Raw genomic sequence first — 15,609 nt, 5'->3', positions numbered from 1 at the left:
TCACGCCCCTCCGGCGCTGGTCAGATGGGCCAGAACCTTGTCGCGCGGGCCATCTACCGCAAGCCGGCCGTTTTGCAGGATCATCGTCCGGTCGGTCAGCGCCAGGATCGGCACCCTGTGCGTGGCAATCACCGCCGTCCGCCCGTCGAGCCATGTCTCGAGCCGGCTCACCAGCGTGCGCTCCAGCGTCTGATCGAGCGCCGCGGTCGGCTCATCGAGCAAGCACACTTTCGGGTCCTGCAGCCAAAGCCGCGCCCAGCCCACCGATTGCCGCTGCCCCTGGCTGAGCCCCTGCCCGCCATCGCCGATCTCGAGGTCGAGCCCCTTGGGATGCGCCCGTACAAACGGCCCCAGCCCGGCAAAGTCGAGCGCCGCCATCAGCCGCGCATCGTCGCGCTCGAGCAGCGTCAGATTGAGGTTCTCGCGCAGCGTCCCGGCAAAGAGCCGCACGTCCTGCCCGAGATAGCCGATGAGCCGCCGCAAATCGCCCGGCTCGATCTGGCCCATATCCGTCCCGTCGAGCATCACCCGCCCGGCCTCGGGCGCATAAAGCCCCGACAGAAGCTTGAGCAAAGTGGTCTTGCCCGACCCGTTCGATCCCAGCACAGCGAGCTTTTGACCCGGCTGAATGCTGATCCCGGCAATATCCAGCACCGGCGCGCCGCCCTCGTCATCATAGCCGAACCGAACCTCGCGCAGATCATAGCCGCCGCCGATCTCGTCGCGCCGCAGATAGCTCCGCCCCGCCGCGCGCTCCTGCTCGGAGCCGGCAATCGCGTCGAGCCCGTCGAGCGCCGATTTGACATTGCCCCAGCGCGCCATCGTGCCCGCGATCTGGGTCAGCGGGGCGAGCGTCCGGCTGGTGAGGATGCTCACCGCGATGATCGAGCCCACGGTAAATTCGCCCGCGAACACGAGGAAGGTACAGACCACGATCGCCACCACGAACGTGCCCTGCTGAATGGCCTGCGACCAGAAGGTGAGCGCCGAGGCGAGCTTGCGCTGTTCGCTGGATTTGAGCGCCGAGAGGCTGGTGAGCTCGGCCCAGAGCCGCCGCACCCGATCCTCGCCGCGCTGCGTCTTGACGGTGTCGAGCTCGAATATCGCCTCATGCAAGAGCCGCGACGCCTTGCCGCCCGCGCCCTGTGTCTCCTGCGTGAGGCGGATCATCCGCTTTTGCAGGAAGAACCCCGGCACCACCATGATGATGCCGCCGAGCACCAGAACCCAGACCACATTGCCCGCGATAGAGGCCACCAGCAGCAGGAAGACGAAGAGAAACGGAATATCCGCCACCGAGCCGATGGTCGAGGCGGTGAAAAACTCGCGCACCGAGCCAAATTCGCGCATCGCGGTGAACAGCGTCGAGGGAGACCGCCCCGCCTCTTGCGACCGCATGCCGAGAATGCGGGACATCAGAAGATCCTGCACCGTCACCTCGATCTGCCGCCCGACCCCATCCATGAGCTTGGCCCGCGCCAGTTTGAGCACGCCTTCCATCACCAGCGCCATCATCGCGCCAATGGCCAGCACCCAAAGCGTCGCCACCGATTGATGCGGGATCACCCGGTCATAGACCTGCAGCGAAAACAGCGCGACCGCCACCGCCAGCAGATTGGCCACGAAAGACCCGAGCGCGATTTCCGCGAACTGCCGTTTGAACTGCCGGAACTGGCCCCAGAACCAATGCGGCTGGGCCGTCTCGGGCACATGGCGCTCGGCGATCTGGGCAAGGCTCGCCTCGGCATGGATCGTGATCCCGGCAAAGACCGGATCAAAGCTTGCGAGCGGCACCCGCGCGCGATTGTCGACGCAGCTGCGGTCATAGAGGATGATCTCACCCTCGGCCGCGCCCAACACCAGAACATGCTGCCCGCTGGTCATCTGCGCCAGCGCCGGCCACTCTGCCTCGGCGGCGCTCGCCACCCGGCGCACCGAGATCAAGAGCCCCGAAGCGCCCATCCCTTCGGCCAGCCGCTCGGGCGAAATGTCATTGCCCTCGCCAAAGCGCAGCATGCGTTCGTAGATATCCCCCGAGGGGATCGGCTGTCCCAGCAGGGCGCTGTAGATCGACGCCAGATCGGCCCGCGTGCGCAGCCGCGGCTCCAGATCGGATGTCTGTGCCGCCGCCTGCCGTGGCGGGTGCGGGTCGTTCGACACCGGTTGCACCGGTGGCGTCGGGCCCGGGCGGGCCGAGACCCCGGTAAAGCTGAGCGTGACGGGTTTGCTGCTCACACATCACCCCCATCTGCCAGCACCCCCAGATGGCGCGCCAGCTCGATCCTTGCCCGCGACAGCTCATATTGGTGATCAATGGCGAGGCTGCGGCGCTGGGCATAGGTCTCGTAGACGCCGACCACATCCATCACCTGCCGTTGCCCGGCGTCATACTGCCGCTGAAACAGGTCGAGATTGGTCTTGGCCTGCTGGCTCAGCCGTGCGGCCTCTTCGCTCTGCCGCCGCAATCCCTCGATCCGCGCCTCGAGACGGCGCAGCACCCGGTTGCTGTCCTCTTCGGCCTGCGCCACGCGCCGGTCGGCCGCGTCGCGTTCCATCGCGATGGCCTTGAGGTTCGCCCCGGTCCCGAGACCGAGCAATTCGCCCCCGCCGAGCGTCACATTCGGCCCGCTCGATTGCGTGCCCGTCGTGCCGCTCGCGGTCAGCCCGGGCAAGAGCCCCGCCCGATCCACCTGCGCCTGCGCCACGGCGCGGTCGCGCTCGGCCTCGGCCCGCAGCATCGACAAGGGCCGCGCGCTGGTCGTGGCCACCGCCACCGTGCCGCCGCCCTGCACCGCATCGAGCGGCGTGGCGCTCATCGCGTTGAGCTCGGCCATGGCGGTGCGCGACTGCTGCTCGGCGGAGCGCAGATCAGAACTGATCTCGCCCAGCTTCTGCCGCAGCACGCTCAGATCCGACGGGTCAGACACCCCGCCCTTGACCCGCTCCTGCATGATCCATTCGAAATGGCGCATATCCTTGAGAGAGGCCTGCTGCAGCGCCGCCCGCGCCCGCCCCTCCTGCACATCGAGATAGAGATCGAGCGCGGTTTCGACCCGCGCATTGCTGTCCTCGGCAAGCCCTACGGCGGCCACTTCGACATCGGCCTTGGCAAAGCGCCGCTCGGCCTTGAGCCGCCCGTGATCGAAGAGCACCTGCTCGACAAAGATCGTCGCCACCACCTCGCTCAGCGAGCTGAGCGAAATATTCGGCCCGATCTTCGGCAGCCAGTTCTTCGACGCGGCCTCGGCGCGCAGCCGCGCGGCCCGCAGCTCGGCCTCGGCGCTGCGGCTGTTGGCCTCGAGCACCGCCTGCGCCACTTGGGCATAGGCGCTGCCCTGGGGCAGAACGCTCTGCCGGGCCTGCAAATCTGAAATCACGGTGCTCTGCGCATCTTGCTGCGACGCGGCCCCCGCCGTCGCCGGCTTGGCGAGAAAGCGCGACACCGCATTGCCATCGCCCGCCTCGGGGGCCAGACAGCCCGACAGCGCCACCATGGCCACAAGCCCCGCCACCGGCCGCATCACCCCTGACTTACAAACCCATTGCCCCATGTACTGCCCCTTGATCGGTAGCTTTTTGTTATGCGCGGCCCCCGCCATGCCGGGGGCCGCCTGTCACGCGATCAGATGACGGTCTTGATATCGTCATCGACCACGATCGAGCTGCCATTGTCGAAGCTGTAGACGCTATAGGCCTCGCCATCGACGTCTTTGGTGCCGGTCTTGCTGGCGCCGCTGATGGTGAGCGTGTCATCGGTCCCGCCGCGCACCAGAAGCGTGTCGGAATTCTCTGACAGCCCGGCCAGCATATCGGCGGTGATGGTAAGCTCGGTTTGGTCGCTGAACCGCAGATCGACGGTCTCGATGTTGAACCCGTCCACCGCGTTGCTGCCGAGATCGACCGTGGTCACCCCCGCCTCGTCGAGCACCAGATAGGTGCTGTTGGCATTGCCCGCCGCATCGGTCCCGGTTATGACAAGCTCTGAGCCGTCGGGGATGCTCTTCGGCGCGCCCGCCGCATCGAGAAAGTGATAGGTCGACTCGTTGAGAAACGCATCCTTCGCCTCATAGAGGTTGAGCTCTTGCGCCCCCTCCGGCCCATCCACACGGTGAATGGAAATGTCCTCGTCGGTGGTCTCGATCGTGGTGTTCCGGTTGCCCGAATGGTCGCGGAAATAGCCCACCACATCCGGCTGATCCGGCACCAGAGTGTCGATGGCGATGCTATCGGTCACGCTGCTCACGTTGCCCGCCGCATCGGTTGCGCGGATCACCATGTCGAAACTCTCTTCCGCCTGCGGAATATCCGCCGCCGGAAGATCAACCCGCCAATTGCCCGAAGCATCGACCACCGCCGCATAGCTCTTGCCAAAGAGATCGACGGTGACCGTCGAGCCCGGCTCGACCTTGCCGGTGAGCGTGACCCCGTCCGAGGCCTCCGCCGCATTGACCACATTGTCGCCCTCGACCGGGCTGTCCTTGTCGAGCGCATTGACCAGCGTGTCGACCCGCACCGTATCGGTGAGGCTTTGCGTGTTGCCCGCCGCATCGGTGACATCGACAATCAGCGCCGCATCATATTCGCCATCCGCAATCGCGCCGGGGCCAAAGCTCGCGACCCAATTGCCATTGGCATCGACCGCCGCCTCGACCCGCGTGCCGCCAATGCTGACAAAGACGGTCGAGCCCGGCTCGACCGTGCCGGTGAGCTCGAACCCCGATCCGGCCACATCGCCATTGATCACCGACCGGCCATCGCTCGTCGCGGCAAAGCCGCCGCCGCCCATGGTGAGATTGTCGACCCTTGTGTCCACATTCACCGTATCGCTGACCGAGGTGGCATTGCCCGCCGCATCGGTGGTGGTGGCGGTCACCACCGGATCATGCACGCCTTCGGTGATCTCATGGCTGGCATAGGTGGTGGTCCAGACGCCATTGGCCCCCGCCACAACCTCATGCGCCACCCCGTCGAGCGTGACGGTGACGGTCGCACCGGGATCGGCGCGGCCCGTGACCTGCACCCCGGCCTGCGCCTCGGCCTGGTTGATCGTGCCATCGCCGCCGATCTGATCGGCATTGAGCGTCAAGAGCCCCGCCTCGGTGTCCACCGTGACACTCTGGGTCTGGGTGCTCGTATTGCCGGCAAGATCCGTGGCCGTGGCACTCATCGTGGCGGTATAGGTGCCCGGCGTGATCTGGTTTGCGGCAAATGTCGCGCTCCAGCTGCCATCGGCCCCGGCCACCGCCGTCACCTGTTGGCTGCCAAGCTGCACCACGATGGTCGATCCCGGCTCGGACGTGCCGGTGACCTCCAGCCCCGATTGCGCCTCTTGCGCGTTGATCACCCCATCGGTGCCGCCGCTGCTGCTGGTCAGGGCGAAATTATCGACCCGCGTGTCCACCTGCACCGTGCCGGTGGTGGTGTTCACATTGCCCGCCGCATCGGTGCTGCTGGCGGTGATCTCGGCCTCATAGGTGCCCTGCGGCAAGGTCCCCGGCGCGAAGGTCACGCTCCAGCTGCCATCGCCGCCCGCGGTCACCGTCTGCTCGACGCCCTGCACGCTCACCACGACCACAGCCCCCGGCGTGGCGGTGCCAACGATGGTGGTGCCATCCGCCTCTTCGGCCTGGTTGATCGTGCCGTCGCCCTCGATCTGGCTGGTCGAGATGCTGACCGCATTGGCCACCGTGTCGATTGCGATACTTTCGGTCACCGTCGTGCTGTTGCCCATGGCGTCGCGGCTGATCACCGTCACCGCGCTGGTGTATTCGCCCTCGGGCAGGCTGCCCGCCTCATAGGTGACGCTCCAGCTGCCGCTCTCGCTCACCACCGTCTCGCGGGTCACGCCTTCGACGGTGACGCTGATCGTCGCCCCCGGCTCGCCGCTCCCGGCAAGCTCGATCCCCTGCCCGAATTCTTCGGCGTTGAAAATCTCGCCGCTGGCCTCGGTGCCTTGGGTCACAGAGGTCTCGGGCGGGGTCGTATCAATCGTGACCTCCGGCCCGGCCAGATCGCTCGTCGTGCCATCCGGCTCGACCACAGTCACAGTGGCCGTGTGCATGCCGTCCGAAGTGAAAGTGTCGCCGGCAAACTCGGCCTGCCAATTGCCCTCGTCATCGGCGGTGGTCTCGACGCTCTTGTCGCCCAGGGTGACCGTGACGGTCGATCCCGGCTCGGCGCGACCGGTGAGGGTCACGCTATCGGTGTCCGGGCCAACCCCGTCACCGCCGAGCGTGATCGGCCCCTCCTGATCCACCGACGGGGCAATCCGCCCGTCGCCCGAGCCACTGCCATCGCCCGGAATGAGGGTCGAGGCCGCCACCGCCGCCGCGCCCACACCCGCCGCTGTCGCCAGACCGCTGCCGCCAAAAAGCGCCGCCGCCCCGAGCATCGAGACATCCTCGTCACCGGTCCCGGCAATCGCCGCGACCCGCTCGTCCTCGTCGAGGAAGATCAGCTCTTCCGACGGGCTCCACTTGCCCCATTGCTCGGTCGGCCCGTATTGCGCGTAGAGCGTGCCATTGCCGCCCTCGACCAGCGTCACCTCGTTGAGATAACCATCCGCCGAAATGAAAAGCCGGCTGTCCGGCACCCCATCGGCGCCAAAATAATCTTCGAGAATGATCACCCGCCCATCGGTCAAGGTGATCTGCAAATCGCCGCCGCTGCGCGCATATCCGTTGACCTCGGATTGCCGCAGGTTGAGCGATAGCTCCTGCCCCGGTTCGGCCCGGAGCGTCATCATGCTGTCGTTTTCGGAAATGGACCCATATTGGGCTGCACCCGCACTCGTGCGGGTGACGAAATCAATCGCCTTCATAACACCACCACTCTTAAAGCCTCTGCCCCCACTTTGGCGTGAGGGCGTTTTTGTTGTCTTTGATCTTCTGAGCCGATTTTAATCCCACCGCCACATTTCTGCCAGAAAATTTTCAGGATTTCTCCCAACTTCGCGGCTTGGCGTGCATTTACAGGGGCTTCGCGCGTCGCGTCCCGCGCGCCGCGCGCTAACACACGGGAGTCAAACGGTTTTAAGAGTCAAATTTGCAACACTGCATGGGCGCACACTCACTCTCCTATAGGTTGATTTTCCTCAAAATAATCCGATCTTGACCCCGGATTAATTGCGCTTCACTCTCCCCCGACACGACCATCCCAGAGGCCCGCCATGTCCGACCATCTCTCCCGCACGACCGAGCTTCTGGAACAGATGATCGCCTATCCGACCATCTCGGATCAGAGCAATCTCGACATGATCGCGGCGCTGGCCGATCTGCTCGACGCCGCCGGCGCGCGGGTCGATCTCTTCCATGACGACACCGGCGCCAAGGCCAATATCTTTGCCACGCTCGGCCCCGAACGCGACGGCGGCATCGTGCTCTCGGGCCATACCGATGTGGTGCCGGTGGCCGATCAGGACTGGACCACCGATCCCTTCCTCGCCGACCTGCGCGACGACCGGGTCTATGGCCGCGGCAGCTGTGACATGAAGGGCTTTATCGCCGCCTGCGTGGCGCTCGCCCCCTCCTTTGCCAGCCGGGTCAAGGAGCGCCCGCTGCATTTCGCCTTCACCTATGACGAGGAAACCGGCTGTTTCGGCGGTCAGGCCCTGATCCAGAGCCTGCGCGACAAAGGCCTCACCCCCGGCCTCGCCATCATCGGCGAGCCGACCTCGATGCGCGTCATCGAAGGCCACAAGGGCTGTTTCGAATATTCCACCCATTTCCACGGGCTCGCAGGCCATGGCTCGGCCCCCGATCGCGGCGTCAACGCGGTCGAATATGCCGCCCGCTATGTCACCCGACTGCTCGACCTCAAGGACGAGCTGCGCGCCCGCGCCCCCGCCAGCAGCCGCTTTGATCCGCCCTGGACCACGATCAACACCGGCGGGCTCACCGGCGGCGTCGCCCATAACGTCATCCCCTCCGCCGCCCGCGTCGATTGGGAAATGCGCCCGGTGCAAAATTCCGACGCCGATTTCGTCAAGGAGAACCTGCGCGACTATTGCGCCAATGTGCTCCTGCCCGCCATGCAGGCGGTCGACCCCGACGCCCGCATCGACACCGAAATGATCGCCGAAGTGACCGGGCTCGAACCCGCCGACGCCAATGAGGCCCGCGACATCGTGCTGGAGCTGACCGGCGGCGCCCGCCCCGATCTGGTGGCCTTTGGCACCGAGGCCGGGCTCTTTCAGCATTATGGCCTCTCGGCGGTGGTCTGCGGGCCGGGCTCGATCGAACAGGCCCATAAGGCCGATGAATATGTCTCGCTCGATCAGCTGAGCCAATGCCTCGACATGCTCGACCGGCTCGGAGACAGGCTGGGCGACAGGCTCTGACCCCGCCTCTTTCTGGTGTCAAATACCCAGAGCGCCGCGCTTACAGGCGGCGGAACGTCAGGTAATGGGGCACCCGTCCCTCGCGCAGCGCCTTTTGCTCATAGCGCGTGCTGATCCAGTCGCCCCAGCTCTCGCGCCAATCGCTCGGCCCCTCGGCCAGCCATTCGAACCCGTGGCGCGGCACCTCTTCGAGGGTCTGGCGGACGTAATCGGGAATATCCGTCGCCACCCGCAGGATCGCGCCGGGCTTCATCACCTGCGCCAAGGGCGCCAGATGCTCGGGCGTGACAAACCGGCGACGATGGTGCCGCTTTTTGGGCCAGGGATCGGGATAGAGCAGAAAGGCCCGCTCGATACTGGCCTCCGGCAGCACGTCAAAGAGATCGCGCGCATCGCCCGGATGCACCGCCAGGTTCTCAACCCCGGCGCGGCGGATCTTGCCCAACAGCATCGCCACCCCGTTGATAAAGGGCTCGGCACCGATGATCGCCACATCCGGATTGGACTGCGCCTGATGCACCAGATGCTCGCCACCGCCAAAGCCGATCTCGAGCCAGACCGGACGCTTGCCAAACCGCGCCTCAAGGTCGAGAGCCACCCGCTCGGGGTTTTCCTCCCAGCCCACCGGCCCCGGCGACAGCGCCGCCAGATCCTCGTCGAGATAGCGTTTCTGGCTGTCCTTCAGGGTCTTGCCCTTGAAGCGGCCATAGAAATTCCGCCAGGGCGCGCCCGAGGCATGGGTTTGGGGGGTGTCATCATCCTGCGTCATGCGCCGCGATGTAGCGCCGCGCGGCGCGGGGCGCAATCCCTAGCCCTCCTCCCAAAGCCCTGCGCGCCGGGGCTAGGGGCGGATTTGGGTATTTGACACCAGAAAGAGGATGGGGCCCCGCAAGAAAGAGACAGGGCGGCGCAGGTTGCCCCGCGCCGCCCCGATCCTCTGTCCTGTCCCTGCCGGGATCAGGCGTTTTTCTTGAGCGTCTCCGCCAAATCGGTGCGTTCCCAGCTAAAGCCGCCATCGTCTTCGGGGGCGCGGCCGAAATGGCCATAGGCCGCGGTGCGCTCGTAGATCGCCTTGTTGAGCTCGAGATGGGTGCGGATGCCGCGCGGCGTCAGGTCCATGGACCGCGCCACCGCCCGTTCGATCTCGGCATCGGCAAGCTCGCCGGTGCCATGGGTGTCGGCATAGATCGACAGCGGCTTGCTCACCCCGATCGCATAGCTGAGCTGGATGGTGCAGCGCTCGGCCATGCCGGCAGCGACCACGTTCTTGGCCAGATAGCGCGCCGCATAGGCCGCCGAGCGGTCGACCTTGGTCGGGTCCTTGCCCGAGAAGGCCCCGCCGCCATGCGGCGCAGCACCGCCATAGGTGTCGACGATGATCTTGCGCCCGGTGAGGCCCGCGTCGCCATCGGGGCCGCCGATGACAAAGGTGCCGGTGGGGTTCACCCACCATTCGGTCGCATCCGTGATCCAGCCCTGCGGCAGAACTTCGCGGATATAGGGCTCGACAATGGCGCGGATGTCGTCGCTCGACTGGTCTTCGCTCTCATGCTGGGTGGAAAGCACGATCGAGCTCACCCCCACCGGCTTGCCATCTTCATAGACCACCGAGAGCTGGCTCTTGGCGTCGGGGCGCAGCGTCGGCTCGGCGCCGGATTTGCGCACCTCGGCCAGCCGCCGCAGGATCGCATGGGCGTACTGGATGGGCGCCGGCATCAGCTCGGGCGTCTCATTGGTGGCAAAGCCGAACATGATGCCCTGATCGCCGGCACCGTCCTTGTCCACGCCCTGCGCGATATGGGCCGATTGCTCATGCAGGAAGTTCAGCACATGGCAGGTGTTCCAGTGGAACTTCTCCTGCTCATAGCCGATGTCCTTGATGCAATCGCGGGCGATCTGCCCGATGCGGCCCATGTAATTCTTGAGCTTTTCCTGGTCGGACAGGCCGACCTCGCCGCCGATCACCACCATGCCGGATGTGGCAAAGGTCTCGCAGGCGACGCGGGCGTCTTCTTCCTCGCGCAGGAAACTGTCGAGGATCGCGTCCGAAATGCGGTCGCACACCTTGTCGGGATGCCCCTCCGACACGGATTCAGAGGTGAAGGTGTAGTTCTGTCTTGCCATGAAATCGCTCCATTAGGGTCATCCGCCACGCCAGGAAGCCGTTGTGACGGGGATTGCGATTGGTTAGGACGCGCGCCGCCTGCGGTCAATGGCTATTCGGCCCGCGCCCAACGCCAGCAGAAATGCGAGTCCCCAGAGCAACACCGGCAGGTCGCCCTGCCGCGCATAGGGGGTCTCGGCCCGCGGCGGCGGCAGCGGCGCATCGGCATAGCCGGTCTCGCCCAGCCCCAGCCGCGTGATCACCCGGCCCTCGGCATCGATCACCGCCGAAATCCCGGTATTGGCCGCCCGGATCATCGGCAGCCCGGTTTCGATGGCCCGCATCCGGGCCTGATCGAGATGGGCATAGGGCATGGTCAACTGCCCGAACCACGCGTCATTGGTCACCAGCACCAGCCAATCGGCCCGCTCGGGAAAGCCGCGCAGATCCTGCGGGAAAATCCCCTCATAGCAGATCAGCGGCAGCCCCTTGCCCAGCGGTCCGAGATCGAGCAGCGCCTGCCCCTCCGGCCCCGGCGCATAGCCATAGCCCTGAGCCGAGGCGAGATGGGTGATCCCCCATTGGCTCAACAGCTCGCCAAAGGGCATGTATTCGCCAAAGGGCACCAGATGCCGCTTGTCATAGATCTGCACCTCGCCCTCGCGCAGCGCGCCCAGCGAATTGTAGTAAAGCCCCGCCTCGCTGCGCTGCACGCCAAAGAGCACCGGCACGCCCTGCGCCGCCTCTTCGATGGCGGCGATGAGATTGTCGGCATGGTGCAACAGCGCCGGCACCGAGGTCTCGGGCCAGACGATGAGATCGGGCCGCGTGCCCTCGGGCCCGGCAATCGCCGTCAACTCGCGCGCCCGGTTGAAAAAGATCGGCATATAGGCCGGATCCCATTTGAGATGCTGCGCCGCATTGGGCTGGACCACCCGCACCACCTGCCCGGTGGGCTCTTGCGGCGCGGCCATCCGCCCCGCGCCCCAGAGCCAGAGCCCGGCCACGGTGGCGAGCGACAAAACCGCCGCCCCGGCGGCCTGCCCGGGCCGCGCCCGCAGCGCCATCGGCACCAGCAGCAGGCAAAGCGTCATCGCCCCCAGCCCATGCACCCCCCAGAGCGCCGCCGTCTGCGCCACCGGCGTCTCGAGCCAGAGCGACCCCAAAGGCGCCCAGGGAAACCCGGTCAGCCCATAGGCGCGGAAAAGCTCGGCCAGCAGCAAGGCCGGGATGAGCGCCAGCGCCCGGCTCCGCGTGCTCCAGCCCAGCCAATGCGCCAGCGCCGTCCCCGCCCCGAAGATGAGCGCCAGCCCCCCCGCCATGCCCAAGAGCGCAAAAGGCGCCATCCAGCCATGGCGCACCGGGTCCACCAGAAACGGGTCAATGATCCAGAAATGCGTGGCGAGCACATAGCCCGCGCCCGCCCACCAGCCGCGCAGCGCCGCGCCGCGCAGGCTTGCCGCCCCGGGTAAGAGCCACAGCACCGCAGCGAGCGCCAGAAGCGCCAGCCACCACAGAGAAAAGGGCGCCTGCCCGGCGCCCATCCCGACCCCGGCCAGCGCCAAGAGCCCGCGTCGGCGCCATTCGCTCACCCGGCGCCTCCGGCCTGTTTCGTCTCGGGCACCCGCACCCGCAGCCGCTTGATCCGGCGCGGATCGGCCTCGACCACTTCGAACACGGCCTCGGAAGGATGTTCAATCACCTCGCCGCGCACCGGCACCCGGCCAAGCATCATGAAGATCAGCCCGCCGAGCGTGTCGATCTCTTCCTCATCCACATCTTCCATCTCGGTCAGACGCAGCCCGGTCTCGGCCTCGAACTCTTCGAGCGGGGTCTTGGCCAGCGCCAGATAGCTTCCCGGCTTTTCCTCGCTCCAATAGGCGCCCTCGTCGATGTCATGCTCATCTTCGATCTCGCCGATGACCTGTTCTATGAGGTCCTCGATGGTCAGCAGCCCATCCACCCCGCCATATTCGTCAATGACGAGCGCCATATGCCGCCGTTCGCTCTGCATCTTGGCGAGCAGCACGCCGATCGGCATCGACGGCGGCACATAGAACATCGGCCGCAACAGCTGGCTGAGCGAGAACCGCCCGCTATTGCCGTTGAACCCGTGTTTGAGCGCGAAATCCTTGAGGTGAACCATCCCCTGCGGCGTGTCGAGCGTGCCCTTATAAACCGGCAGGCGCGACATGCCGCTGTCGCGGAACACCTGCACCAGCTCATCCTTGGTGATGGTGGTGGGCACACAGACGATATCGGCCTTGGGAATGGCCACGTCTTCGACCGTCTTGCGGCTTAGATTGAACATGCCGGGAACATCCGATGTCGCCTCGGCCCGAGCCTCCGGCGCGTCCTGTTCCTCGCTGTCAGGGCTCAGAGCCCCGAAAATACGGGTGAAAAACCCGCCCCGTTCCTCGCCGTCTTCGCCAGTTTCCGGCTGCGCGCTCTGCGCTGCCATAGAAGACCCGTCTGTACTGTCGCCCATCTCTCTCTTTCCAAAACCGGGGCTCAGCCCCCAATGTCACACACTATATGGGTCATCTAACCCCAAATTGCCAAGTATCACCACCTCTTCTGCTTCCATCAAAGTGGCATCTTGGTCACGAATATGATCATAGCCTAAAAGATGTAACACCGCGTGAACAATCAGATGCGTCACATGGTCCTCGATCGGCTTGCCCGCGGCGCGCGCCTCGGCGGCGCAGGTCTCCCAGGAAATCGCGATATCGCCAAGCTCGGGATCAAACCCCGGTTCGGGCAGATCGGGCCGCGCGCCGGGGGTCTCGGCGCCGCGTTCCTCCGACGGCCAGCTGAGCACATTCGTCGGTCGCGGCTTGTCGCGAAACTCTTCATTGAGACCGGCAATCCGCGCATCATCACAGGCGAGCAGGCTGATTTCCCAGTCCTGCGCATCGAGCCCGAGATGCCCTAGCGTCGCCTTGGCCGCACGCTCGGCCAGCGCCGCCAGCGGCAGCGCCTCCCAGCCCTCGGCCTCGATCATCAGATCCACCAGATCGCTCATGCCGCCTCTCCCGCGCCATGATCCGCCGCAAAGGCCAAGAGCCGCGCCAGATCGGCCCGCCGCCACGCCTGTTTCGCCGCGCCCTGATTGTCCATGCCCACCGTCGCCACCACGCTCATCAAGAGCTTGACCGCCACGCCGCGCCGATAATCGCGCCAAAGCGCCGCGCGCTCATAGGCGATGCCCTGCGCCTCCAGCGCGTTGAGATAACAGGCGATCAGCGCCTCTTCATGCGCCCGCCGCGCCTCGGGCTGCAGCGACGAGATCAGCAGATAGGCGAGATCAGAGCCGCCCCGCCCCCGCGCCATGAATTGCCAATCCAGGAGCACCGCGCTCGGGCCGTCGAACATCAGGTTATCCGCCTGCACATCGCCATGGCGCAGCGTCAAAACGCCGTCGTCGAGGATCGGCCCCAGAACCGCCGCCGCATCCCGCGCCATGGCCGCGCCCAGCGCCAGCACCTCGGGCGAGAGGTCCGCCCCCGGCAACAGCGCCTGCAACGCCTGCGCATAGCCGTCCCAGCAGGCAGCAAAGCCCAGTTCTTCCGCCACCGCCGCGCCGGGCAGATCGGCCAATCCCGCCGCCCCCCAATGCGCCGCATGGCAACGCGCCAGCGCCCGCACCGCCGCCTCGGCCTCCGCCCGGCTGAGCCCGGTCACGAAAGGCACCGACCGCGCGCCCCCAAGGTCTTCGAGCACCACAACGCTGGCTCCGGCCTCGGCATCGCTCGCCGCGTGATAACAGCGCGGCACCGGCAGGCCTTCGGCATAATGATGATAAAACGCGACCTCGCGGGCATTCTCGGCCGCGAACCGCGCCCGCAGCGCCGCATCCTCCGACGCGAGCTTGACGATCACCGAGGCCCCGCCGCCGATCTCCGCCCGGTAGAGCCGCGTGCCGGTGAACCCTTCGTCCACCCCCACCCGGACCAGCCGCAGGTCGCTCACATCAGATCCCAGCGCCGCCCCGAGCCAGCCCCGCGTCACGCCCTCCGGCCCCAGCGGCACGGCATGGGGCGAAGACGCCTCAGGGGCGCGATGTCGCAACGGCGCGGTCATGTCTGTCTGCCTTCGGGCGGGTCTCCGGTCAGCTCGCCGGATCGTCCGCCTCATACGCTTCGATGATCGCCGCCACAAGCGGGTGACGCACCACATCCTTGGCGGTGAAGTAGTTAAAGCTGATGCCCTTGATCCCATCGAGAAGCCGCTCGGCGTCGCGCAACCCGCTGGTCACCCCGCGCGGCAGGTCGACCTGGCTGCGGTCGCCGGTGATCACCATGCGCGAGCCCTCGCCCAACCGGGTCAGGAACATCTTCATCTGCATCGAGGTGGCGTTCTGCGCCTCGTCGAGCACCACAAAGGCATTGGCCAGCGTCCGCCCCCGCATGAAGGCCAGCGGCGCGATCTCGATCTTCTTCTCTTCCATCAGCTTGGCGAGCTGCTTGCCCGGCAGAAAATCATTCAGCGCGTCATAGAGCGGCTGCATATAGGGATCGACCTTCTCCTTCATGTCGCCGGGCAGATAGCCGAGCTTCTCGCCCGCCTCCACCGCCGGACGGCTGAGAATGATCTTGTCGACCATGCCGTTGATGAACATGTTCACCCCCACCGCCACCGCAAGATAGGTCTTGCCGGTGCCCGCAGGCCCGATGCCAAAGGCCATCTCATTCTGAAAGAGCGAGGTGACATAGGCCTTCTGCGCCTCGGTGCGCGGCTCCACGAGCTTCTTGCGGGTCTTGATCTCGACCCGCCCGCCCTGAAACATCTCGAGCTGCCGCTCGGTGCCGCTCTCGCCCTCGGCGGGGTGGCCCATGCGCAATTCGCGGTCGATGTCGCCGGGTTCGAGCCCCTTGCCCCCTTCGAGCCGCGCATAAAGCGCCCGCAACACCTCGATCGCCTCCGCCCGCGGCTCGGCCTCACCGAAGACCGCAAGCTGATTGCCCCGGCGGAGAATCTGCACACCCATCGCGCGCTCGATCTCGGCCAGGTTCCGATCATGCTCTCCGCACAGATCGATCAACAAAAAGTTGTCTGGAAATTCAATGACCTCCTCGCCAATGGCAGAGTGGTCGGGCTCAGGCGTCAGCGTTGTCGTAGACAATCAATGCTCCCCAAAACAAGTGTCATAACTCATCGTGCCCCC

The 15,609-nt window shown here is 66.0% G+C and carries 11 protein-coding genes and 1 riboswitch; of the genes, 1 reads left to right on the top strand and 10 read right to left on the bottom strand.

What is annotated here, in order from left to right; translation table 11 throughout:
* The 3 genes from WA237_RS05730 to WA237_RS05720 form a co-directional block, all read right to left on the bottom strand.
* Positions 1-2,235 carry an ATP-binding cassette domain-containing protein gene (locus WA237_RS05730; protein WP_336096989.1) on the bottom strand — a complete coding sequence of 745 codons (2,235 nt, stop codon included), beginning with the start codon at positions 2,233-2,235 and terminating at the stop codon, positions 1-3.
* The gene (locus WA237_RS05725) at positions 2,232-3,551 is read right to left on the bottom strand and encodes a TolC family protein (protein WP_336096988.1); all 1,320 of its coding nucleotides are present in this window, start codon (positions 3,549-3,551) and stop codon (positions 2,232-2,234) included. The genes WA237_RS05730 and WA237_RS05725 overlap by 4 nt, the downstream gene beginning before the upstream one ends.
* Before the next feature lie 71 nt (positions 3,552-3,622).
* Positions 3,623-6,820 (bottom strand): Ig-like domain-containing protein, encoded by a 3,198-nt coding sequence (locus tag WA237_RS05720; RefSeq protein WP_336096987.1) that lies wholly within the window; start codon positions 6,818-6,820, stop codon positions 3,623-3,625.
* A gap of 348 nt (positions 6,821-7,168) precedes the next feature.
* Between WA237_RS05720 and argE the strand changes: the two genes are divergently transcribed.
* Positions 7,169-8,338, top strand: a complete 1,170-nt coding sequence (gene argE, locus WA237_RS05715; protein WP_336096986.1) for an acetylornithine deacetylase — start codon at positions 7,169-7,171, stop codon at positions 8,336-8,338.
* A gap of 40 nt (positions 8,339-8,378) precedes the next feature.
* Here argE and trmB read toward each other — a convergent pair whose 3' ends face one another.
* From trmB to WA237_RS05680, 7 genes are all read right to left on the bottom strand, one after another.
* Positions 8,379-9,107, bottom strand: coding sequence for a tRNA (guanosine(46)-N7)-methyltransferase TrmB (gene trmB / locus WA237_RS05710; protein ID WP_216016809.1), 729 nt, complete (start codon positions 9,105-9,107; stop codon positions 8,379-8,381).
* Between the two features lie 188 nt (positions 9,108-9,295).
* Positions 9,296-10,462, bottom strand: coding sequence for a methionine adenosyltransferase (gene metK, locus WA237_RS05705; RefSeq protein ID WP_286908590.1), 1,167 nt, complete (start codon positions 10,460-10,462; stop codon positions 9,296-9,298).
* A gap of 5 nt (positions 10,463-10,467) precedes the next feature.
* Positions 10,468-10,515, bottom strand: a riboswitch (SAM-SAH riboswitch).
* 10 nt (positions 10,516-10,525) lie between these two features.
* The gene (gene lnt / locus WA237_RS05700; protein ID WP_336096985.1) at positions 10,526-12,034 is read right to left on the bottom strand and encodes an apolipoprotein N-acyltransferase; all 1,509 of its coding nucleotides are present in this window, start codon (positions 12,032-12,034) and stop codon (positions 10,526-10,528) included.
* Positions 12,031-12,930 carry a hemolysin family protein gene (locus WA237_RS05695; RefSeq protein ID WP_040617739.1) on the bottom strand — a complete coding sequence of 300 codons (900 nt, stop codon included), beginning with the start codon at positions 12,928-12,930 and terminating at the stop codon, positions 12,031-12,033. The genes lnt and WA237_RS05695 overlap by 4 nt, the downstream gene beginning before the upstream one ends.
* A 36-nt stretch (positions 12,931-12,966) precedes the next feature.
* Positions 12,967-13,467 (bottom strand): rRNA maturation RNase YbeY, encoded by a 501-nt coding sequence (ybeY, locus tag WA237_RS05690; protein ID WP_336096984.1) that lies wholly within the window; start codon positions 13,465-13,467, stop codon positions 12,967-12,969.
* Positions 13,464-14,525 (bottom strand): oxidoreductase family protein, encoded by a 1,062-nt coding sequence (locus tag WA237_RS05685; RefSeq protein WP_336096983.1) that lies wholly within the window; start codon positions 14,523-14,525, stop codon positions 13,464-13,466. Before WA237_RS05685 ends, ybeY begins: the two co-directional genes overlap by 4 nt.
* 28 nt (positions 14,526-14,553) lie before the next feature.
* Entirely contained in the window at positions 14,554-15,567 is a 1,014-nt protein-coding gene (locus tag WA237_RS05680) for a PhoH family protein (RefSeq protein ID WP_050754088.1), read from the bottom strand.
* Between the last annotated feature and the right edge of the window lie 42 nt (positions 15,568-15,609).

It is taken from the genome of Roseovarius sp. CH_XMU1461 (genome assembly GCF_037027165.1).
GTDB lineage: Bacteria > Pseudomonadota > Alphaproteobacteria > Rhodobacterales > Rhodobacteraceae > Roseovarius > Roseovarius nubinhibens.
Note: the sequence above shows the minus strand (reverse complement) of the source record. Positions and strands in the feature narration are given on the sequence as shown.

Bases quoted from the DNA above. Each gene is read 5' to 3' on its own strand.
- WA237_RS05725 (WP_336096988.1), bottom strand. From the start codon at position 3,551: ATGGGGCAATGGGTTTGTAAGTCAGGGGTGATGCGGCCGGTGGCGGGG.
- WA237_RS05720 (WP_336096987.1), bottom strand. From the start codon at position 6,820: ATGAAGGCGATTGATTTCGTCACCCGCACGAGTGCGGGTGCAGCCCAA.
- argE (WP_336096986.1), top strand. From the start codon at position 7,169: ATGTCCGACCATCTCTCCCGCACGACCGAGCTTCTGGAACAGATGATC.
- trmB (WP_216016809.1), bottom strand. From the start codon at position 9,107: ATGACGCAGGATGATGACACCCCCCAAACCCATGCCTCGGGCGCGCCC.
- metK (WP_286908590.1), bottom strand. From the start codon at position 10,462: ATGGCAAGACAGAACTACACCTTCACCTCTGAATCCGTGTCGGAGGGG.
- WA237_RS05695 (WP_040617739.1), bottom strand. From the start codon at position 12,930: ATGGGCGACAGTACAGACGGGTCTTCTATGGCAGCGCAGAGCGCGCAG.
- ybeY (WP_336096984.1), bottom strand. From the start codon at position 13,467: ATGAGCGATCTGGTGGATCTGATGATCGAGGCCGAGGGCTGGGAGGCG.
- WA237_RS05685 (WP_336096983.1), bottom strand. From the start codon at position 14,525: ATGACCGCGCCGTTGCGACATCGCGCCCCTGAGGCGTCTTCGCCCCAT.